The organism is Algoriphagus lacus, from assembly GCF_003583985.1.
Classification (GTDB): domain Bacteria; phylum Bacteroidota; class Bacteroidia; order Cytophagales; family Cyclobacteriaceae; genus Algoriphagus; species Algoriphagus lacus.
Window position 1 is genome coordinate 131,406 of sequence record NZ_QXML01000007.1, and the last position, 22,529, is coordinate 153,934.

The following is a 22,529-nucleotide window of genomic DNA, read 5'->3' on the forward strand; positions in this document are numbered from 1 at the left end:
GCAAGCAATTTAACGGATAAACACCCAATCCGAAATGGTACTCATCGGCTCTGAAAACTCATAGCCTTCCTGATTGAATGACTTCAGAGACTCTGGTTCAGTTAACCTGTTTTTGATAGCAAAATTGGTCATCATGCCTCGAGCCTGCTTGGCAAAAAAACCAATTACTTGGTAAGTACCGCTTTTAAATTCTTTAAAATGGATAGTGATAACAGGAGTTTTCAGGGTTTTCAGGTCGACCGCTTTGAAGTATTCCTGAGAAGCTAAATTCACGATTGGCCTTCCTGCTGCTACATCATTGATCGCTTTGGCTATTTTTTTGTCCCAGTATTCGTAAAGATTCTTACCCTTGTTGGTTTCCAGTCGGGTACCCATCTCCAACCTGTAAGGCTGAATCAGGTCAAGGGGCTTCAGAAGCCCATACAATCCGGAAAGGATTCTCAGGTGATCCTGTGCAAATTCAAAATCATCTTTAGAATAACTGTCCACTTCAATTTTGGTATAAACATCACCCTTGAAGGCCAGGAGCGCCTGCTTCGAATTTTCGGTGTTAAACTCTTTCTGAAAGGTCTTGTAGCGTTCCTCGTTGAGTACTGCAAGATTTTCGCTTACATGCATCAGTTCCGAAATCTCCTGGGCAGACTTTTTTTTCATCACCCTAATCAGAGACTGAATGTCTGATTTGAAATCCGGGTGAGTGTATTCTTTGAAACTTGGGGTACTGTAATCGAGGGTTTTCGCAGGGGAAATCAGAATCAACATACTATTGAATAATCGTAATGGCTTTGGTTTCGGATTGAGTAATTCCTTGTTCTCGGGATGTAAACTTCACTACGACGGCATATGTTCCATTTGGGACATTTTTTCCATTGACTATACCGTCCCAAGGGCAGAAGGGTTGTTTAGGCTCCAAATTTTCATGCTCGCAATAAAAGATCAATTCTCCCCATCGGTTGAAAATGAATACTTCTACCTCATCGATAAATTCATTGGCATAGAGAATGAAATTTCTATTCGGGTCTCCAAGGACAACCCCGTTTGGATAGGATACTCTCAAACGGCAATCCTCATTCACTGTAAAGGTGGCAGTATACTCGCAACCCAAATTGTCGGAAACTATCAACTCATAGGTTCCGGGAAGTGTAGGGGTGAAGATGGCATCCTGAGACACTTCCTCTCCATTCAAAATCCAGCTGTAGTTGTCATAGTCTCCCGGAGCAATGCTAGTGGTGACTCCCTCTATCGCACAGATCGTGATTTCCTCCGTTGGCACTACAGGAGGGATAATGGTGGATTTGGCGACAACTCCGTTTGCCCTGCCCAATTCGCATCCAAATTCGCTGCGAAGAAGCACTTCATAAGTACCCTCCTGAGATACTTCCACGACTGGAAGATCGTCGAATGCAAAGATCCGAGTCCGAGTTCCTCCCTGAACGGTGTACCATTCGATTTCTGCCACTTGGGTCAGATCTGCTTGGACAGCTACCGTAGTACTGGTCTGGTCGATACAGAAAGGCACCACTTCCAAGGCTACAGGAACAGGCTCGGTTAAAATTTTAGCCGAAAAAGGAATTTCCAATGTCGGACAAAGTCCACCAGCGGCAGGCTGAATCTCCAGGGAATAATCTCCGTCCCGGCTCGGAACAAAAGTCTGCCTTCTTCCCACGATCACTCCCAGCGCATCTTTCCAAAGGAAAATGACATCTGCAGGATCTGCATTGTTCAAGACAGCCTCATATCGGATTCCTGTCTGACAGTCGACAATAGGTCCAGCCAATTCAAAATCCAGCGGCTGGGTGATGGTCACATTCATCTGAATTTCCTTAGGACAATCCACTCCGGTGGGATCCACCCCAAGAACAGTGTAAATCCCGCTTTGGGTAAAAGTGAAGTTTCCGTCAGCATCAGGATTAAAGACTGTCCCGCTTGAACTCTTAGCAGAATAGGTCAAAGGTTTGGGTCCTAAAGGAGCAAAAATCAGGCTTTCGCAGGCGGTGACATCAGAGGGAACTGAGAACACCACTTCGAATTTTTGGTCGATCGTGTAGACCTGATCATCCGGAATGGAACAACCAAATTGGTCAATTACCTCAACCAAATAATCTCCGTAAGGCACCTCTACTTCAAAGCTAGCCTGATTGGGAAGAGGAGCAGTGAACTCAAGGCCGTCTCCTTGTCTGACGATGCGGTATTCGCCAACTTGTGGCAATCCGTTATCAAATGAAATCGTAATTCGTCCGGGTTCTACTCCGGTAGCATTACAGGTTTCATCTGTGGTGGCAACTGAAAAGGCATAAGCTATGGGTGGATTGAGGTTTTCAACCGTCACCGAAGTTGAGTACAAACACCCTGCGCCGTTCTCTGCCTCAACTGTGTAAACTCCGGGAAGCAAACCTGTCACTGGTATCACATCGCCTGCATTAGCATTGGAAAACGTAAGACTGAGTTCAGGAATTCTTACCTCAGAAGCATTGGCCTGCATTGTGATTTCAAAACTGCCATCCGCCGAAGCACAATCTGTCGCAGGAGTGGTTTGGACAGCTGTAAGAAGTGGCAACTCGTTGACCAGGAGGTCCAGTTTTTTCTCAATGGTACACCCCGGTAGAATCGGATCCTGAGCCACAAAGATGATCTCGTAATTTCCCGGACTTGGAAGGGTATTGATGAAGAGCTCGAGTTCGAAAAATTCTCCCAAGGAAACTCGTGTTCCACTGGAATTTAGATCATAAAACCACTCCCCTGTGATCGGGGTATTCGGCGCGAAAATCACCGATGTTTCCTCGTAACAAACCTCAGTTGCAGTTTGAGTCAGGTCAAACTCAAATGCCGGTCCGACAAATACCTCAGCAGTGGATGGACAAGTCTCAAAAAGCAAGGCATCTTCCTCCGACAATCCATCTGGTAGTCTGTAGCTTACTTGGACAGTGTAAATGCTTTCCTCGGTAACTTCGATGGAATTGGAGTTTTCATCCCCAAAAACTTGACCGGCAGCATTGGTCCATTGAAAATCATACAAGCCATCTGCCGGATCGTATCCGTCGATTGCAGTAAGTGTAACTGGGTTTCCAGCGCAAAGTGTGGCATCGGAAGCAAAGGTCAATGCAGGAGGAGCCACCACTTCGATTTCGCCTTCGGCTCTGAAATATTCAGGGTCACCACATCGATCCACCCGAAGTTCAATTGTGTAGATTCCAGGTGTAGTAAAGATCTGATCCAAAGTTTGGAATTGGTCGCCCGGTCCTCCATAGTTGTTTCGGATCACAGTTCCGTCTTCATTTGTGATGGTCCAGAAGTAAGAGTCTATATCAGGCTCGCCGGCACCTTCGAGCAAACCGCTTGCGCCTAATTCCGGGTCAAGACAGAGTCTGGCAGGGAAGGATAAAGCTGGTTCGGGGATTGAACTTCCGGAGTTTTGGACGAAAGAAGGAAGTCCCAGATTGGAAGTGCCCGGCATGGGCTCCACTGCGTCTTGATTGAATGTACTTGCAGCCGTACAACCCGTTCCTACCTGAATTTGGCCGATTCGGTTGTCTCCTACAACAGCGACATAGACTTGTCCGTCGGATGCAATTTGAAGTGCTCCCAAATTGAGGCCTGCTGTTCCACTTACTTGTTTTTTGGTGGAAAGAATACAGGTCTCGCGTTGAGCCCTCGTAGTTGCGGATTCAAAGCATGAAGGGCAGGATGCGGCATTGGGATCATCATTGTCCACTGCCTTGATGATGAATTCTTCGACTCCCGGACCTCCGTTTCGGTAGGAGACCAAGACCCGGTCAGAATCCTGAGAAAACTCCAAACCATAGACATCCCCATTACATCCCAAGTCGATCCTGGCATATTCGGAGAGTTCACCGGTATTTTGATCAAACTCGAAGATTTCCAACTTATTACACCCTCCTTCGGAAATCGTAACGGCCAGTTTAGTGCCGTCGGGACTGAATTTCATCGCTCCAACTCCAGAGTTGAATCCATGGCTACTTCCCACTGAACTTAGGATCGGCTGACCAATCCCACGCGTTGAAACGGGATAAGCGCGAAATGTATTATTTCCCAATTCATGAAACATGACCCAGGTAGTATCTCCCGAACTGAGTGCGGCAGACTGTTCTGTGGAAGGGCTAAAGAGGAAGTTGTTTTTGGTAACGACGTTTCCTACACCGGTTTGATTTTCAGATTTGATGTCAACCAGGGAATAGCTTACTGTATTGCTGCCGTTTGCAGAAGCTTGTGTAGTAAAGAGGTAAAACAGGGTGGGCTCCTGAGAAAGTCCTACTGCAAGTACTGACTGACTGGAAGAATTATCTCCTCCAATATCTGCCCCGTTTTCCATCAAATCTCCATTCAAATCCCATACAGACTGGCCATCGGTAAAAAACAAGACTTGTCCAGCCTGGTCGGAAATGGTGGTGGTACCTGCTGGAATATTTTGTGGATGTCTTTGGGCAATTGGCCTTGGTGTTGGGGCAGTGGAATCATTTGGATCGGGATTGAAATCGAGTCCCGCACCGTCGCCAAAATACCAGATGTTGTTGCTTTGGTCTGGGATGTCCCACATTTTTACCCGTATCTCCGCATAAGCATAACATTGTGATCCCGGTTCACGGACCAATACCCAATACAATCCCGGCTTGCAGACTTCATTGGCTTCTTTTGGTATCCAACCCCGATCCCGCTTATTGGACCAGAAGTATTCGTAGTTGTCACCACCTGCAGGTGGTGCTTCTCCACCGCTGTCACCAGACTGAGCCTGAAGTAAAGGATCCAAGTCAATGCAGCTTTCGCAAAGTGTAGTATCTGAAGGAGAAAAATTCGCTTCCAGATTATTTTCAGTAAGAGGAATGGTTTTGTTGACTACCTGTGTGCTTCCATCTGCAAATTCCACCGTCAAGGTCACATCGATACTTGATCCTTCGGCTGCGTCGGCAGGAACTAAAAAATGCTCTTGAGAGTAATCTGCTGGGAGTGGATTGCCGTCTGAATCTGTCAGGGGAGGATTAAATTCCCAATTGAACGAGACCGGCTGGTAATTTTGCGGTGTGATCACACTGGTTAGCTGTACGGGATTCTTTGCACATGGCTCCTCGGGAGACCAAGTGAAATCAACCGTTGGAGTAATGTCAGCATTTGGTGCAAAAACCGGAAATATCGTCCCACAAAAGTCTGTTCCTCCAAAAGGATCCTCTTCTACAGTAACCAAAGTCAAATCCGGTTCGTCCGGATTGGTCACTCTTCCCATCAGTTGAGGTCCACCCGGGACTTCCTCATAGATGTAATAGAGTTGTCCATCAGGTCCAGTTTTTACATCATACACTTGATGTAATCCCGCGGTCAATGGGATCTCTTCGGGAGTTGCACTCAGGTTGTTGCTGGGTACACGGAACAGTTGATTTCCTCTGGAGAAATAAATGAATGATCCATCCGGTGAAAAGTCGGCCCCGCCGATTTCCCCTGTTCCGCCCGAACCAGTAATTGGGCTAGGACTACCGAAATTACCAGTGCTGGTATCGAATGGAATAACCAGAATGTCATCGCCCGGATTTTCCGAAATCACGATTAGTTGGCTGTTTTCTTCATCAAAAACAATGGCCTTTGGAGTGAATGGAATTCCTTCGGTGTCCTTCTGGGAAAAACTTCCCTGAGTCGATTCCAATTCTCTGGAAATTAGGTTTCCACCGCTGAAGCTGATCAGGTAGGAGGGAGAGGCTGGAGTTTTTACCACTAGGATCGCTCCGGATCCAGGACCGATTATTTGGTCTTTTTCAGTCACCTGTCCCAAAGGACGCTCATTTCCGGTAGCCTGACCAGGGGCATTCATGTCGACTACGGCATATTGGAGTTGCCCTCCAGGAGAAAGGTAGAAGATGTAAAATAGCTTATTTCCAGTAGGGTTGTATTCCAAAAATCCAGTGGCGACTTTTTGATGACCATCAATGTCGCCGTTGAGACCCGACCCCACGCCTTGGATAGGTTGGGAGCTGTAGTCATAAACCAGTTCACCGTTTGTTATAAATAGCGGTTGCCCTGTGATCGGGTCAATGGCTATCGCATTGTTTTTTGCTCCGATAATTACCGAACCCGGCAGCGTTTGCACATTGGCAGTGCCACCTTTTCCAAATGAAAGATAGCTGTTTGGAGTGCCTGAGCCACAATAGCCGAAAATCCACTCGTTATCATTAAAGCCTTGGGAGTACCCTAAACCATTGATTCCGAAAAAGCTCAGGGAAATGAAGCTTGTAAAAATTAAAATGAACCTTATGGAAATAGGGCTGCTTTTCATATTTTTCGAACTGCTTACTAAAACAACCAAAGCCTTGGATCGTTTAGAAGCTATCTAATTATTCAAATAAACGAACAATTCCTTGTTACGGTCTCTGCGCGGTTTGGTTTTTTTTACAGGACTCTGGCTGTTTACAGCCTTGTCTTCCTACGCTCAAGATCCGCAATATAGCCAGTATTACGCTGCTCCCCTTTACCTTAACCCCGCTATGGCTGGTGGTGAATTAACCGGTCGCGTTGGATTTAATTACAGAAATCAGTGGCCATCCATAGACGCACAGTTTACTACTTTCTCTGCCTATTACGACACCTACCTTCCTGATTACAACAGCGGAATTGGGGTTCATGTTATGCAGGATACAGAAGGAGCAGCAAAACTGCGTTCTACCACGATCTCTGCACTATATTCCTATGAGTTGAAAATTGGTGACAACACCTATTTCCGACCTGGTTTTCAGGCTAGCTACATCCGGCGCGAAATCGGATTTTACGAAAATTTGGTTTTTGCCAATCAGATCAATCCAAGCGATCCTTTCGGCCCAACCTTGCCCGGAACAGATATTCCTGGTTTAGGGGATCCGGTAGGAATGCTCTCCCTTTCGGTAGGAGGTTTGTTTTTTACCGAAAATATGTGGGCTGGAGTCTCTGCGCATCATGTGAATGAACCCAATCAGTCTTTCATAGACGGAGTTAGCCCGCTTCCGATGAAACTTTCTTTTCACGCCGGCTATCGAATTGAATTGGGTGAAGGTGGCATGAGAGGGGACTTTACCCATATGAGAAAGCAACGGTCCATCACTCCAACGATTAATTATAAACGTCAAGGTCCATTTGAGCAGTTGGATCTTGGGGCATATTTTTATGTTGAGCCCATCGTTTTTGGACTTTGGTACAGAGGGCTTCCCTACAAACCCGTTGAAAATCAAAGCAATCGTGACGCAATCGTCATGATGGTTGGTATAAATCTCCTAAGTGGATTGAATATCGGTTACAGTTTCGATTACACGGTATCTCAATTGGGCATCCAGTCAGGTGGTGCCCACGAATTAAGTTTGTCCTGGACTTTGCCAAACAGTTATCAGGGTAAACCTTCCCGAAGGGACACGATTTTGCCTTGCCCTAAATTCTAATTGAATCGATGAGTGCTGAGAGTTTGAAATACCTGCTGGTCGGGGTGTTGGTCTTTGGATTTTTGGTGAGAAAAACCCTAGGGTATCTCAATGTCAAGAATCCTGTTCCCAAAATCCCTGATACCCTTTCAGAGTATCTCAGCCAGGCAAAACTGGAAGAGGCCAAAGCCTATCAACGCGAAAATTTCCGATTCAAATTCATTGCAGGGACTTTTTCTTTTGTGCTCACCTTCTTGTTTATTTCCCAAGGCTGGTTTGGAGCTATTGACAATTGGGTCGCAGGTTTTGGGTTTAATCCGCTGATCAAATCCCTAGTCTTTTTTGGGTTGGTGTTTGTGAGTTCTGATATCCTCAGTTTGCCTTTTGATTATTACGGCACTTTTGTGATTGAAGAAAAATACGGATTCAACAAGACAACTTTCGCCACGTTTTTATCTGACAAAATCAAAGGTTATGTGCTTTCCATTTTGGTAGGAGGTGCTTTGCTTCTGATTTTCCTTTGGCTGATTCACCAGATGGGGAAAGACTTCTGGTGGCAGTTTTGGGTGATTACGTCCGTTTTTATGGTTTTGGTCAACCTCTTTTACACTGCTTGGATTCTTCCACTTTTCAACAAACTCACCCCACTGGAAGACGGGGAGTTGAAGCAAAAAATCATTCACTATGCCCGATCGGTGGACTTTCCACTGGACAATATTTTTGTCATGGATGGAAGTAAGCGATCTTCCAAAGCCAATGCCTTTTTCTCCGGCTTTGGGAAACGGAAAAAAGTAGTTCTTTATGATACCCTGTTGGAGCAGCATCCTCCTGACGAACTGGTGGCAGTGTTGGCGCATGAGGTAGGTCATTATAAGAAAAAACACATTCTATGGGGAATGGTGACGGCTGTTCTTCAGGTGGGCTTGATGCTTTTCCTGTTGGCACAGTTTATTTTTTCCGAGACGATGAGTCAGGCTTTGGGTGGACAATCCTGGTCGGCTGAACTCAATATTATTGGCTTTACGATGTTGTTTGCACCGATTTCCATGATTCTTGGGATCGGGATGAACTGGCTGAGTCGCAAGAATGAATTTGAGGCGGATGAGTTTGCAAAAGTTACTTTTTCAGGCGAACCCTTGGCCGAGGCGCTCAAAACACTTTCGGTCAAATCCCTGACCAACATCAATCCCCATTCGTGGTACGTATTTGTGAATTATTCGCATCCGCCTTTGCTGGAAAGGTTGAAAAAGCTGGAAAGCTGATAGATTTCGGATTTCGGAACTGACATTTCGGATTTTCACCCGGATTTTCTAAGAAAAGAACACAGATCGACACAAATTTTCTAATGATTGGTCTTTGCGTAGATTCTAAGGGATTAAAAAAGGCCACCTGATCGAAATCTGGTGGCCTGAACTTTAATTGAACCTTACGGTCGACTGTGGTCTGTCAACAGTTGACTAAACCTTATAAAAATCCTCCCAGCCTTTTCGCGGAGGCATACCTGCCAGCACTTGATTTGCGAGTGGATTGTTGGTAATCTGTCGCGTCTCCCGGTCAAACTCCAATTTCACTCCCATCTGCTGGGCCATGACCCCTAGGCAGAAAACCTGACTAAGTGGTCCGGCAATTTCAAAAGGCGATCGCGTTTTCTCCTCACCTTTGCAGGCTTTGAGGAAGTTGGCAAAATGGTTGGACGGGCTCTGAGGCACTTCCGGAAGTTTGGATTCCCATTCTTTGGCTTTTGCTTCAGGAATAATCGAAAGCGTACTTCCGTGTGAACCACCCTTGAAGGTCAGTTCTTTACTGTAGATGATTTTACCGGGATTGAGTTTGGCCGGCTGAATCTGCCCGGTGCTTGGAGGTGGAATGTTAGGGTCGAGTTCGGATACGCCGTATCCTTCAGGCACAGACGGAATATTATCCATACCATCCTGCCAGGTGATGGTAAGTGGAGGCATGGCTCCCCGAGCTGGGAATTTGAATTCCAAGGTGGTGGACATCGGGAAAAAGAAAGCGTTGTGTCCGGTGAGTTTGGTCGGGTTGATTTCGTAAGGAAGTCCCAATTCCAGAAACTCATGAGCCGTGTCGATGATGTGTGCCCCCCAGTCTCCCAAAGCGCCCATTCCGAAATCATACCAGCATCTCCACTGTCCGTTGTGGTAATCTTTGTTGAAGGGATGCGGTCGGGCTTGGCTGGTCCATACATCCCAGTCTAGAGTGGAGGGGATAGGTTCGGCAGCAGGGAAACGGGTAATTTTCGGATCCCAGTCATGCCAGCGTCTTCGACTGTTCATGTGGGCTGTGATCGCTGTCACGTCTTTGATAATCCCAGCATCTTTCCATGCTTTAAACTGAAAATAGTTTCCCTCTGAGTGGCCCTGATTTCCCATTTGGGTGGCCAGTTTCGGATATTTTTTAGCGGCAGCCATCATCAAGTCGACTTCCTGGAAGGTACGTGCCATGGGTTTTTCCACATAGACGTGTTTGCCTTCGGCCAAAGCCATCATGGTCACCGGAAAGTGGGAAAAGTCCGGGGTTGCAATGCTTACCGCATCAAATTCGCTTCCGATTTCATCAAACATTTTTCGGAAGTCCTGATACTTTTTGGCATTTGGAAACATGTTCATGACTTCCAAAGTCTGCTTGGCGCCCATGTCCACATCGCAGAGGGCGACAATATTACAAAGGCCGGTTTTGTCCAAGGCTTTGATGATTTCGTTGCCTCGGTTGCCGATTCCTACACATGCCAGGTTTACTTTGTCGGAAGGGGCTATATAGCCCATGGACTTGCCAAGTACGGAAGGGGAAATCAGTGTGAAGCCCGAAAGCCCAAGGGCGGCGGTAGCTCCGGTTTTTAAAAAGTCTCTTCGATTAGTAGACATTGCTTTGGTCGTTTTGGGTAAAAGGGTAGTGCCAAATCTTCATGAATTGGCATCTTTTTCTAATTCCCAATCTACCCAGCAAAAACCAAACTTGGGAGAAAGTGCAGGAAAATCAACGGAAACCATTTCGAAGCGGATTTTAGGACTACCAGACAGCTTAGCTTTCAATTTTTGCTATATTTTCGGTACCCAATGATCAATCAACCCATGAAAGACCTAGCTGACTTTCCTCATCCGATTTCGGATCTTTTCTCCCAGCCCCAAACTGCCTCCGATTGGGATCAATACCGTATCAGCAAAGAGCAAGTGGAGTTTTTCCACGAAAATGGATATCTCGCGGACATCAAGCTGTTGAATGAACATCAAATCGAAGTGTTGAAAAAGGCGCTGGACGAAGTGATGGATCCCAAGCATCCGCTTCACCATCTTTTCCATGAGTTTCACAGCAATGAATCTGCGGATCCTAATACAGTCCTCTTCCACTCTTTGGGCCATTGGCGGATCGCAGAAGCATTTCATGATGTGATATGGAACCCCGCTTTTCGGATGGTGGCAAGCCAGCTTCTGGGAGATCGACCAGTCCGTTTTTGGCATGACCAGCTTTTTTGCAAGCCGGCACATCACGGAGGAGTGGTTGCTTGGCATCAGGACTATTCCTACTGGACCCGTACCATCGAAATGCAGCACCTGACCTGCTGGTGTGGATTGGATGATGCCACAGAGGAAAATGGATGCCTTCAATATGTTCCGGGATCCCATCGTTGGGGACTGCTCGATAAACCTGCCCTAGCAGGGGAAATGAACGGGTTGATGGCCATGCTTACCGAAGAGCAAAAGGCAGAGTTTAAACCCGTTGCAGTACCACTCAAGGCCGGACATGCTGCGTTTCATCATCCCCTTCTGGTGCATGGAAGCTATGCCAATTATTCACCCAGGTCTCGAAAAGCCTTTGTTTTGAATGTCTTTGCCGACGGGACGGTCTCGGATACCAATGACCCTTTGCTGGAAGGTGTACCTGTGATTCCAAAGGGTGAAAAAATGGGAGGTAAATTCTTTCCCTTGATTTTTGATCCAGAGAGATTGGAAATTTGAAAATTGCCAATCCTCCTCGAAAGTACCTTCCCAAGGGGAAGTAATCAAAACTTGGTGGTTTTTTAATCGGCGATCGATTTTGTCAAATCGCCTGACTTCTTATTAGCTTCGTACTTCGTATTTCGTAAATCTTACTTCTTAATGGCTTCTGGATTATTTGCCTTGTTGGATGATATCGCTACTCTGATGGATGATGTAGCAGTGATGAGTAAAGTGGCAGCAAAGAAAACTGCGGGAATTTTGGGAGATGATTTGGCTGTAAATGCCGAAAAGGCCTCTGGGTTTGTTCCTGACCGGGAGCTTCCTGTTTTGTGGGCAATTTCCAAGGGTTCTTTCGTCAATAAGTTGATCATTTTGCCGGTGGCTTTTTTGCTCAGTGCCTTTGCGCCGTTGGCGGTGACAGTCATTTTGGTTTTGGGTGGACTTTATCTGGCCTACGAGGGAGCGGAAAAAGTTCTGGAAATGATCCTACCTCATCACCATCCGCATGAAAAAGTTGATTTGGAGGAAGAAATCACTCCCGAGCAGGTGTTGGCCCATGAAAAGAAGAAGATCAAGTCAGCAATCACAACTGATTTTATCCTGTCAGTAGAGATTGTGATCATCGCCTTAGGTACTGTAGTGGAGCAACCTCTGACCACCCAGATTTTGGTGGTATCCGTTATTGCTTTGCTGGCTACTGTGGGTGTGTATGGATTGGTAGCGTTGATCGTTCGGATGGATGAGTTTGGATTCAAACTGATCGCACTCAATTCCCAGGACAACACCATTTCGGATAAAATCGGACGCCTGCTTGTGAATGCCTTGCCTGTTCTGATTCGAATCATTGGCTTTGTCGGTACGATTGCCCTTTTGTTGGTGGCTGGAGGAATCTTTTCGCACAACATTGAATTTTTCCATCATCTGCTGCCTACTTGGCCAGGAATTATCAAAGAGTTTTTGATTGGACTTGGGGTCGGGATAGTTTGTTTGATTCCAATTCTTATTTTTAAAAAAATCCGGTCAAAATCCGAACCGACATAATTCTTCGTTGCCTCTACAATTTTAATCAACCCAAGCCCATGAAATCATCCTTCGTTAAAACCAGACTTTTGTTTCTGTTTCTTTTTGTTGGAATGCAGTTTTTTGCATGTGCCCAAAATGGCGTGACTTTTCTCCAATACGAAGGAACTTCCGGCCCGGGAAAAGGCAAACACATAGTCCTGGTTGCCGGGGATGACGAATATCGCTCGGAGGAGTCCATGCCAATGCTGGCAAAAATCCTTTCCAACAGATATGGATTTAAGACTACGGTCCTTTTTCCAATTGAACCTTCCACGGGAAATATTGTCCCTAATTACCAAAACAATATTCCCGGTCTTGAGCATCTGGAATCTGCTGACCTGATGATCATGTTGATTCGATTTCGTGAACTTCCCGATGAGCAAAGCAAATACATCGAAAATTTTCTAAAAGCCGGAAAGCCAATCATCGGGCTCCGAACCTCCACCCACGCTTTTGCCTATTCCAAAAACCTGACTTCTCCTTTTGCGAAGTGGGCGTTTAACAGCAAAACGGAAGGTTGGGAGCGTGGATTTGGGCAGCGGATTTTCGGGGAAACCTGGGTCAATCACCACGGTTATCATGCTAAAGAAGGAACCCGCGCATTGATCGACGGAGTGAAGCAGATGAACGATCATCCGGTACTTCGTGGAGTGAAGGACATTTGGGGTCCTTCCGATGTCTATGGGATCAAGAACTTACCCAAAGAAGCGGATGTGTTGGTTTATGGGCAGTCCACAGCAGGAATGGAAGATAAAGCTCCCCTTATGTGGGAAAAGTCTGTGATGCCGATCGCCTGGACCAAGCCTTATCAAATCGAAGGAGGTAAGCAGGGAATGGCTTTCGCCTCGACTATGGGGGCTTCCCTGGATTTTCAAAGCGCCGACCTCCGAAGATTGGTAATCAATGCCTCGTTCTGGTTGATGGGAATGGGAGACATGGTCAAGCCGGATCTAAACGTAGACTATGTGGGCAGCTATCAGCCGACCAATTTTGGTTTTGATACCTTCCGAAAGGGAATGCGAGTGGCAGATTTCAAATAATTCTGGTCAACAGTCTACGGTTCACAGTCCACCGATGCGCGGCTGTGGACCGTGGTCTGTCGTCCGTTGACAATTTTAAAACGATGAACAAAATAGGATTTAACGTGCTGGCTTGGTCAGCAGAAATATCAGAAGGACTGTTGCCGATTTTGGACCGATTGAAGTCAGTCGGCTATGATGGAGCGGAATTTTTTGTTGGTGGGACAGATGAAAAAGCCTGTCGACTTGTAGGAGACCACTGCAAAAATATCGGTCTGGAAGTCACCACAGTGACCGTGATGGGTCCGGATGAAAACCCAATTTCACCGGATGCCAAAGTTCGGGAAAAGTCCATTGAAAAACTTAAATGGATACTCGACCGGGCTGCTGACCTGAATTCTCAGGTGCTGTGTGGACCTTTTCATTCAGCTTTTGCAACTTTCGCTTCCCGTGCACCCATTGAGGAAGAATACAATTGGTCTGCAGAAGTTCTTAATGAAGTGGGCGATTATGGCCAAAAACTAGGAATTCTTTTAACTCCCGAGGCACTCAACAGATTTGAATGCTATCTAGCAAACACTATGGAGCAGTTGGATTACCTGCTTGCCAAAGTCAATCATCCGAATGTGCAGGCGATGTTTGATACCCACCATGCGAATATGGAGGAGAAAAAACTGGGATCGGCCATCGAGTTGATTGCGCCTCGACTGGGGCATTTCCACATTTCAGAAAACGACCGTGGTACTCCCGGTTCGGGCCATGTCAACTTTGACGAAACCTTTGCAGCGCTGAAAAAAGTAGGCTACTCTGGTTGGCTTACTATCGAGGGCTTTACCCGCAATGATCCCGCCTTTGCTAATTCCATCGGCGTGTGGAGGGAGTTTTCAGCGCCTTGGGACATGGCTGAAAATGGCTATAAACTAATCAGGGAGATGGGGGAGAAGTACGGGTTGTAGTTGTTTTTTGAGTGTATAGGCCTGCAATAGCCCGGGAAGTGTACCAAATAGTTGATTGGAAAACTTTCAATCCTTTGTCAATTTTAAAGTGGGTGAAGATCCTTGAAAATCGGAACTTAATTGCTGAGGATTGACCCTTTGTTATTTCCCCTAATCCTCCGGAATCGCCATGGTGTGATTTCCCAGAAGTTTCCACTCACCATTTACCCGTGCATAGGTCCGCATGAAGTGATAGGTGGTAGGACTGGGTCCACGATCCACCACAGTATAGCCGCTGACCACACCCGTTTGTCCTAAGATCACCACTTGTTGATCTCGGGGAGTCCGGTTTCGGGTATCATCGGCTTGCCCGCCCCGAATCCGTTTAGCCCGGACAATTACCGCCTCTTTTCCGTCGATCAGTCCGGCATGGTTGTGCACCCAGATAAAATCGGCTGCCACGAGATTTTCCAAAAATTCCACATTGGATTCCAGCAGGGCTTTTTCCCAGCCTTGGTCCACTTGGAGAAGTTGCTCCTCTGGGCTTTGGGCAAAAGAAACCGTCTGAAGTATAGTGAGGCAGGAGAGAAGGAATAAGACTTTCATAGGAGGTGTTTCTAATATGGAGTAAAAAATGTCAAGTTGTTTTCTGGACAGCCACTTTTTGGTTCATCTGTCGAGTCATCCCGAAAATCAAGATGAGGAATACTCCCAAAAAAACCAAAAGAAAGCCCTGTCCGGTGAAAGTCGCAATTTTCCCAAAGAGAAAAGGCATCAGGGTAATGCCTACGTAAGCACTTGCCATCTGCATGCCCATGATGGATTGGGAGTGCTTTTCACCAAAATTGACAGGGGTCTCATGCAGGAGGCTGGGGAAAATCGGCGCGCAACCCAAGCCGATCAGAAGAAACCCCGGAATGATCGTGGCCGAAAATGGCAGGAAAAGTAACAGCAGTCCCAAGCCGATGACTCCCTGTCCCAGAAAAACCAATTGCCGGTTGGAAAAGTGGGCCGTCAAGAATCCGGATAAAAACCTTCCTAGTGTAATTCCCAGGAAATACAGGGAAGTAAGCCTTGCGGCCTCGTCTGTATCAAATCCTCTTTCAAAAACCAGGTAACTCGCTCCCCACAAGCCAAAGGTCGCCTCTATCGTGCAGTAACAAAAAAATACGACCAATGCCTGCTTGAGTCCGGGTAGGGTGAGCAACAGGTCAAACAAAGAGGGAGAAGCTGCTTCAGAGGTATGTGTTTCCGATTGCTTTCCTTTGGTCCAGAGCGGCAGGGAAAGAAGCAAGACCAACACCAGACTCAACTGAATCCATGCCACAGTATGATAGCCGTTCGACCAGGGATCCCCTTTTGCCAAATAGCCCGCCATGATCATGGGCCCGATAGCCGCACCCACTCCCCAAAAGCTGTGAAGCCAGTTCATGTGACGGGCCTCATAATGCAGTGCCACGTAATTGTTGAGTGCGGCATCCACACTCCCTGCGCCGAGTCCGAGGGGAATAGCCAAGAAGCAGAGGTAGATGAACTCGCCGGAAAGAGAAAAGCCCATCAAAGCCAAAGCCGTCATCAGCACGCTGAAAGTAGTCACTGCGGCTACGCCGAAACTTTGTATCACTCTGCCGCTGAACAAACTGGAAACCACCGTGCCGGCAGCTACTATCATGGAAATAATACCCGCATAGTCCATTGGGACACCCAAGTTGCCAAACATGGCCGGCCAGGCAGAGCCTAAAAGTGAGTCAGGAAGGCCTAGACTGATAAAGGTCAAGTAGATAATCAGGAGGAGAATTCGCTTTTTCAAAATATAGGGAATGCTAAAAGAAGGGTTGGATTTCAGGTTTGAATAAAATTAGAAAAGATGAGATTTTATCCAAGGATTTTTTCGGTTTGGGCCTTGGGATCTATTGGGCAGGATAGTTTTCTGGAAAAGTGTTTTTCCTTTGAAAAATGTTGAATTTCAAACGGATGAAAAACCTCTCAATTCTTTTCCTGTTTCTTGGACTCTGTTTCCAGGCACATGCCCAGGACAAACGTCCCAACATCATCTTTATCTTAACGGATGATCAGCGGTGGGATGCTTTGGGATTTGCAGGGAACCCGATCATTCAGACTCCCGAGATGGACCGGTTGGCTGCAGAAGGCAGGTATTTCGAAAATGCCTTTGTCACCACGCCGATCTGTGCTGCCAGCCGGGCTAGTCTCCTGACCGGATTGTATGAGCGGACACACGGCTACACCTTTGGGCAGGGCGCTATAAAGCAGCCCTTCATGGACCAGTCTTATCCTGTTGAACTGAAAAAAGCTGGCTATTACACCGGTTTCTTTGGGAAGTTTGGGGTGAATTATCCGGGTTTTTCGGAGCTATTCGATCAGGGGGAAGACTACGACCGCAATGGGAAATTCAATGACCGAAGGGGTTATTTTTTCAAAACCATCGGAAAAGACACGGTCCATCTCAGTCGCTACACCGGGCAGCAGGCGATCGATTTTATCCATAATGCTCCAAAAGAAAAGCCCTTCATGCTTTCCCTGAGCTTTAGTGCTCCGCATGCACATGACCCTGCGCCTTTGCAGTATTTCTGGTCGCCTGAGTACGATACGATGTACCAAAATGTGACAATCCCTGATCCGATTATGGCTTCAGAGGCTGAGTTTTTGGCACAACCGGAGTATGTCCGAAAAGGAGAAAACCGTACCCGCTGGTACTGGCGGTTTGATACTCCGGAAAAATACCAGCATAGCGTCAAGGGCTACTACCGCATGATTTCGGAAGTGGATGCGGAAATCGGCAAAATTCGAAAGGCCTTGGAAGAAAGTGGTCAGGCGGAAAACACCGTCATCATTCTGATGGGGGACAATGGGTACTTTCTCGGAGAGCGCCAACTCGCGGGAAAGTGGCTGATGTACGAGCCTTCCATACGGGTTCCACTGATGGTTTTTGACCCAAGGGAAAAAGGAGGAAAGCGGGTTAGTAATTTTGCACTGAATATCGATGTGCCGGCAACGATTCTGGACTTGGCAGGAGCAAAAGCTCCGAAGACCTGGCAGGGAATCCCTCTGACCTCTGCCCAGCTTTCCCGCCGAAAGGAATTCCTGGCCGAGCACCTGTGGCAGACTCCGATAATTGCACCCAGTGAGGCCATCCGTACCGAGCGATGGAAATATTTTCGATACATCAATGATCCCGGCCACGAGGAATTGTATGACCTGAGCGTGGATCCGCTGGAAAAGAACAATCTGGCTTCTGATCCTTCCTATTCAAAAGTACTTACACAGCTCCGTTCCAAGCTGGAAAGACAGACCGCGGATTACCTAATCGATAAAATGAAGCTGGAGAAGAATTAAGAACGGAAAAAAATGCGGGGACCCAGTATCTTGGGTTTCAAATTCAGACTTTATGAAATCCCGGCTTTATCCAATCCTCCTGATCCTGTTTTTTGCCAATCAGTCCCTTTTTGCCCAGACCGCCCAGCCACTTTACCAATCAGAATCGCTTCAGATCGAGCAGGTCAGTCCCAATACTTTTGTTCATGTCAGCTACCTGAGTACTCAGGATTTTGGGAAAGTCCCTTGCAATGGAATGATTGTCGTGAATGGGGACGAAGCAGTGGTTTTCGATACTCCCACCGATGACGAGGCCAGTAGGGAATTGATCAATTGGTTGGAAACTGAGCGTAAGGTCAAGGTAAAAGCAGTGCTTGCCACCCATTTTCACAATGACTGTCTTGGAGGATTAAATGAGTTTCACACTCAGGGTGTGCCTTCCTTCGGCTCCTCCCAAACCCAAATTTTGGCAAAAGCTGCAGGAGGTCCCGTGCCGCAGAATGGATTTGAAGGGCAGCTGGTCTTAAAGGCGGGAGGATTGGATGTGGTGATCCGCTTTCTGGGAGAAGGCCACACCCGGGACAATGTCGTGGCTTATGTGCCGTCCGATCAGGTATTGTTTGGAGGCTGTCTGATCAAGGAAGTTGGAGCAACGATGGGCTTTTTGGGCGATGCCAATACGGGGGCTTGGTCCGAGACGGTGTCACAGGTAAAAACGACCTTCCCCGAAGTGCAGACCGTCATTCCGGGTCATGGCAAAATTGGGAATGGGGGATTGCTGGATTATACGATCCGGTTGTTTGAAGGGAAATAGGATTCCGAAATGACAAGCCCAGCTCCAACTCGGGACATTGGGTCTTTGAACCGGAGATCGATTTTACAAAAATCACAAAGATGCCTTTCAGAGGAATTTCTTATCACTTAATCTTTTCCCCCTCAAACCGAAAAACTTTCATCTTCTTTACCTTTTCCCCTTCGTAAACAAACGTGAAGTTATCTCCATTTTTTTTGTTGAAATAAGTGGAATCGTTTTGGGGAAGAAGAAAGAAAGACTCTTCCAACCATTCTGCGCTAATTTCCAGACCATTGTCCTTGATGGAAATAGTCGCCTCTCCCAGTTCTGGAAATTTATAGATTCCGACCAGAGGGGTCCGCTCTTCCACTGTTTTGTTAATCACTTTTCGGATACTTGGTTCGACACCGGGAAGCTTGTATTCCCTGGCAATGCTCAAAAGAATTTCCTGCATGATGCTGCCATTGTCCGAATTTACCATGATCACTACGGCTACCGGATGATTTTTCCAGGCCACCATATTTGCCCTAAATCCTTCATCTGCCCCACCATGTCCGAAGGTGTGTTCATTGCTCACTGGACCAAGTCCATGGTCATTCATTCCCGGAATCAGCATTTCATTTACAGTCCCGGTTTTCAATAATCCATCTTTTTGGTTTTGCTGGATCTGCTGAATTTCTTTGGCCCAAAGGATGAGTTCGGATGGAGTAGTCCAAAGACCTGCTGCAGCCATTTCCGGGTAAATGGGCCATTTGCCCTCTACTTCCTTTCCATTGGATCGATATCCTGTGGCAGCAAGGGAATGATACTTGGATGGTAGTGGATTTTCAAAGGTGGAGTTCTTCATTCCCAGAGGATCCAGAACATTCGCCTTCATGATTTCCGGGAAAGTTTTACCTTCCAGATCGGTAATCATCAACTGCATGATGGTGTATCCTCCCCCGGAGTACATCCAACTTTCTCCTGGTTTTTTATACACCCTGACAGAATCCGTGTTTCCTTTTCCATCCAAAACTTCAGATACGGATGGGATGGTATCCCCTTTGTCGTATCCGGGAAATCCCCAAACGGTCAATCCTGCAGTATGATTCAACATTCTCCGGGTGGTGACTTTTTCAGTTTGGGTAAACTCATTTTCAGGTAGCTTCCAGCTGCTGAGGTATAGATTTACATTAGAATCTAGGCTGATGACCCCTTGCTCTGCAAGTTGGTGGGCCCGAGTGGCAGCCACCGGTTTACTGATGGATCCAGCGAGGAAAAGTGTTTCCGTGGTGACCAGACGATTTTCAACACTATCGGCTGTTCCGTAGCCTTTGGCCCATTCAATTTTTCCGTTGTGGAGTACAGCAATGCTTACTCCGGGAATACCCAGTTCCCTCATCCGATCTTCGATATTGAATTGGGGTACCGAGTCTCCTTCAATTTGGAGGTTGGGTTGTAGGCCATTTTCTATTCTGGAAATTCGCTCGGCCAAAATTTCCTGATCGGTTTTCTTGCTGGGACCACAACTGATCAGATGAAGTACAAAAAGGAAGGGGATAATATTTCGCATGTAGAAAGATAAGAACTTTGCCTTTAAGGGTGGTCCCATCTTTTCCGGAACTATAGGGCGAGGGGTAGAGGGCAAAACATCGTTTTGGAATACAGGGAGAAGGTTTTGGTAGATATCTCCCCTAGTAATTTTACGTGAAGTAGAAGAGATAGGAAAAGCTTGCTCAATTAATTAATGATTTAGGCAAACAATAAGATTGTACAGGGCCAAATGGAGTCTGCGAAGTTACTTCATCCCTATCGCAGACTCTTTATTTTACCGCTTTTTGGTCCTAATGGATCAACATTGAACTGTTACTCTCAGATAAGTAGCTGGAATAACAGTCTTGCTTGGATCTGAGCTTTGATTCTGGCTGGTGAATAATTCAATTAACTCTTGCTGGAGTTCGGTTGATTTACCGTTCTTCTCTGCTGCTTCAAAGGCATTCATTGTAGGTCCGTAATAGGATTTAAATGCCAGGACAAATTCTTCCGGAGAATATTCTGCAATAAAAGTAAAAGTATCTCTTTCAAATGAGATGTTCTCCTTGGAAATACCTGCCTTCTCAAAGCGTTCAATTACATTACTTTCAACTCCCCATGTCATAGGACTGATAAAGCCCTCCGGAGGGGGAGGAGTAAAGGAAGAACTGATTCTAAGTATTTGGGCCACAAATGTTGGGTCGCCAGGAATCCAGTTGCCCATTATAATCTTACCTCCCGGTTTTGTAACTCGAACCATTTCTTTCGCAACCTCAAACGGTTTTGGGGCGAACATGGCTCCAAAAATGCTGATCACACGGTCGAATGATTTGTCTTCCAACCCAATCAGGTTGATTGCATCACCTTCCTGAAATTTGCAATTGCCCAGGCCCTCTTTTTGGACACGGATATTTCCGGCTGCAACAAGATTGCCTGCAATATCAACACCAAGAACATCAGCACCCAATTTTGCTTCAGGAATAGCCGTAGTTCCGTCCCCACAACCTAATTCTAGAATTTTCATTCCGTGACTGATGCCAAGTTTGGCCACTAGTTCCTCCCCACTTTTACGCATAGTTTGAGCTATGCGGGTGAAGTCGCCCTTTTCCCACAAGGCTTTGTTTGGATTTGTTACCGTTGAATTTTCCATATTGGTTGAATTTTTCGCCTCTTTTTTCCGGTTTTCAGCTGCACCGTTTTTACGCTAAATTTATAATCGAACAATTGAAATCAGCTATGGGAACCGTAAAAAAAAAGACAGGTAACTTATTTATGATTACGTGTTTGCAGGTACTTTCCGTCCAACTGTATGGGCGTATGTTATAAACTTCCTTTTTTTTCCGGGATACTTTTCCTAAAAATCAGATGGTAATCAGGGTTTTACGGAAAGTCAATATAACTTAAAAGTTTTATTTTCTATGCAATAGGTTTAAGGCTGAACGAAGAAACAAAGGTGTTCAGAATGGCCACCCCTTAACCTTCTCAGGAACATACCGGGCATTCTCAACCAAATCCTTAAATGTTCGGATTGCCTTTGTCCTTCACTGGTTTGGAGGGTTATTATCTGAACAAGAAGAGCTCCACAAATCCTCGCCAAACGGCAGTTTCACTTGCATTGTTGTTTATTAAGAAAACAATGGCATACAGACCAATCACCACCAACACGGGTTTAAGCGACAGCTGTTTGGATCGCTGGTAAATGGCTAAGGCAAGGAGCAAGACCATGGCGAAAAGTTGGGAACCATAGGTAATGAAGAAGTTAGGCTCGAGTTCATAGGCATTTGACCAAAACCCAATCAATCGGTCCAAGGCGGGATCAATGGAAGTAAATATGGCCCCCAACATGTAGGTGGCATGGGGGAGGATTTTTTTGCGATGGACAATGGCCAGTACGTAGCAGATGATAAGTAAAAGCAAAAACAGGATGCCGATAGTTTGCGAACTGGCTACTCTTCCAAGAACCTCTTCCGGAGTAAGTTGGAGTTCGCCCGTGGCCACCCGATCCTGGACCCGAAAAAGCACGCGTTCATAGCGTGCCTGAATAAGGAGATAACCGGAGATGACGATTAAGGGCATCAACCCGTAACTTATTTTGCCGATGATTTTATGTGCTTGGATCTTCTTTTTTAGGATCAAATAGGGCTGCACCAAACTCATAATGACCCACAGACACATCAAGAATGCATGCACATGTTGGATTGCTGTTTTGTCCACGGACAATAACTTACTCCAATAGCTGGGGTAGAATCCAAGGACTACCAAAGGCACCAAGAGGAGCAGCCATTTTTCAATGTGCGGGAATAAGATTTTTTTCATGTAAAAGATGAGTTTTTCTCAAAAAATCAAGCCGGGCTCTTGCTGGTTTTTTCTGAAAAGTAATTGAAAATAAACAGGATGTTGATCAAATGCAAAAAGTGCTTCTCGGATCTTGGTAAGGGGAGGGGTAACGAACTTTGACCAATTATCCGTCATTTCTTTTACACTCAGGCAGGTTGTTTCGTTTAGACCTGCCAGATTAAATGGGGGTACTTTGT

16 protein-coding genes are annotated in these 22,529 nt (G+C 46.3%); 8 read left to right on the top strand and 8 right to left on the bottom strand.

The window, feature by feature from the left end; genetic code table 11:
* Positions 1 to 9: 9 nt before the first annotated feature.
* Complete coding sequence (gene yaaA / locus D0X99_RS14625; RefSeq protein WP_119478581.1) at positions 10 to 762, bottom strand: peroxide stress protein YaaA; 753 nt, start codon at positions 760 to 762, stop codon at positions 10 to 12.
* A gap of 1 nt (position 763) precedes the next feature.
* Positions 764 to 6,277, bottom strand: a complete 5,514-nt coding sequence (locus D0X99_RS14630; RefSeq protein ID WP_119478582.1) for a T9SS type B sorting domain-containing protein — start codon at positions 6,275 to 6,277, stop codon at positions 764 to 766.
* A gap of 82 nt (positions 6,278 to 6,359) precedes the next feature.
* Here D0X99_RS14630 and D0X99_RS14635 point away from each other — a divergent pair, with 82 nt between their 5' ends.
* Together D0X99_RS14635 and D0X99_RS14640 are read left to right on the top strand one after the other, a co-directional pair.
* Complete coding sequence (locus D0X99_RS14635) at positions 6,360 to 7,406, top strand: PorP/SprF family type IX secretion system membrane protein (RefSeq protein ID WP_119478583.1); 1,047 nt, start codon at positions 6,360 to 6,362, stop codon at positions 7,404 to 7,406.
* 8 nt (positions 7,407 to 7,414) lie between these two features.
* Positions 7,415 to 8,647 (top strand): M48 family metallopeptidase, encoded by a 1,233-nt coding sequence (locus D0X99_RS14640; RefSeq protein ID WP_119478584.1) that lies wholly within the window; start codon positions 7,415 to 7,417, stop codon positions 8,645 to 8,647.
* Positions 8,648 to 8,842: 195 nt separating this feature from the next.
* Here D0X99_RS14640 and D0X99_RS14645 read toward each other — a convergent pair whose 3' ends face one another.
* Positions 8,843 to 10,267, bottom strand: a complete 1,425-nt coding sequence (locus D0X99_RS14645) for a Gfo/Idh/MocA family oxidoreductase (protein WP_119478585.1) — start codon at positions 10,265 to 10,267, stop codon at positions 8,843 to 8,845.
* Positions 10,268 to 10,474: 207 nt separating this feature from the next.
* Here D0X99_RS14645 and D0X99_RS14655 point away from each other — a divergent pair, with 207 nt between their 5' ends.
* The 4 genes from D0X99_RS14655 to D0X99_RS14670 all read left to right on the top strand — a co-directional run bounded on the left by D0X99_RS14655 (position 10,475) and on the right by D0X99_RS14670 (position 14,378).
* Entirely contained in the window at positions 10,475 to 11,359 is an 885-nt protein-coding gene (locus D0X99_RS14655) for a phytanoyl-CoA dioxygenase family protein (RefSeq protein ID WP_119478688.1), read from the top strand.
* A gap of 141 nt (positions 11,360 to 11,500) precedes the next feature.
* Entirely contained in the window at positions 11,501 to 12,382 is an 882-nt protein-coding gene (locus D0X99_RS14660) for a DUF808 domain-containing protein (protein ID WP_119478587.1), read from the top strand.
* A 38-nt stretch (positions 12,383 to 12,420) separates the two neighbouring features.
* Entirely contained in the window at positions 12,421 to 13,443 is a 1,023-nt protein-coding gene (locus tag D0X99_RS14665; protein WP_119478588.1) for a ThuA domain-containing protein, read from the top strand.
* A gap of 83 nt (positions 13,444 to 13,526) precedes the next feature.
* On the top strand, positions 13,527 to 14,378 hold the full coding sequence (locus tag D0X99_RS14670; RefSeq protein WP_119478589.1) for a sugar phosphate isomerase/epimerase family protein: 852 nt from the start codon (positions 13,527 to 13,529) through the stop codon (positions 14,376 to 14,378).
* Positions 14,379 to 14,528: 150 nt separating this feature from the next.
* Here D0X99_RS14670 and D0X99_RS14675 read toward each other — a convergent pair whose 3' ends face one another.
* Entirely contained in the window at positions 14,529 to 14,963 is a 435-nt protein-coding gene (locus tag D0X99_RS14675; RefSeq protein ID WP_119478590.1) for a nuclear transport factor 2 family protein, read from the bottom strand.
* Positions 14,964 to 14,994: 31 nt separating this feature from the next.
* A complete protein-coding gene (locus D0X99_RS14680; RefSeq protein ID WP_119478591.1) occupies positions 14,995 to 16,167 on the bottom strand; it encodes an MFS transporter in 1,173 nt (390 codons plus the stop codon).
* A gap of 164 nt (positions 16,168 to 16,331) precedes the next feature.
* Here D0X99_RS14680 and D0X99_RS14685 point away from each other — a divergent pair, with 164 nt between their 5' ends.
* Together D0X99_RS14685 and bla are read left to right on the top strand one after the other, a co-directional pair.
* Positions 16,332 to 17,711, top strand: a complete 1,380-nt coding sequence (locus D0X99_RS14685; protein WP_119478689.1) for a sulfatase family protein — start codon at positions 16,332 to 16,334, stop codon at positions 17,709 to 17,711.
* 52 nt (positions 17,712 to 17,763) lie between these two features.
* Entirely contained in the window at positions 17,764 to 18,504 is a 741-nt protein-coding gene (gene bla, locus D0X99_RS14690; protein WP_119478592.1) for a subclass B1 metallo-beta-lactamase, read from the top strand.
* Between the two features lie 103 nt (positions 18,505 to 18,607).
* Here the strand turns inward: bla and D0X99_RS14695 are convergent, their stop codons facing one another.
* From D0X99_RS14695 to D0X99_RS14705, 3 genes are all read right to left on the bottom strand, one after another.
* Complete coding sequence (locus D0X99_RS14695) at positions 18,608 to 20,035, bottom strand: serine hydrolase domain-containing protein (protein WP_158587709.1); 1,428 nt, start codon at positions 20,033 to 20,035, stop codon at positions 18,608 to 18,610.
* A gap of 279 nt (positions 20,036 to 20,314) precedes the next feature.
* A complete protein-coding gene (locus D0X99_RS14700) occupies positions 20,315 to 21,145 on the bottom strand; it encodes a class I SAM-dependent methyltransferase (protein WP_119478594.1) in 831 nt (276 codons plus the stop codon).
* Between the two features lie 410 nt (positions 21,146 to 21,555).
* Positions 21,556 to 22,311, bottom strand: a complete 756-nt coding sequence (locus D0X99_RS14705) for a hypothetical protein (RefSeq protein ID WP_119478595.1) — start codon at positions 22,309 to 22,311, stop codon at positions 21,556 to 21,558.
* Positions 22,312 to 22,529: the final 218 nt, after the last annotated feature.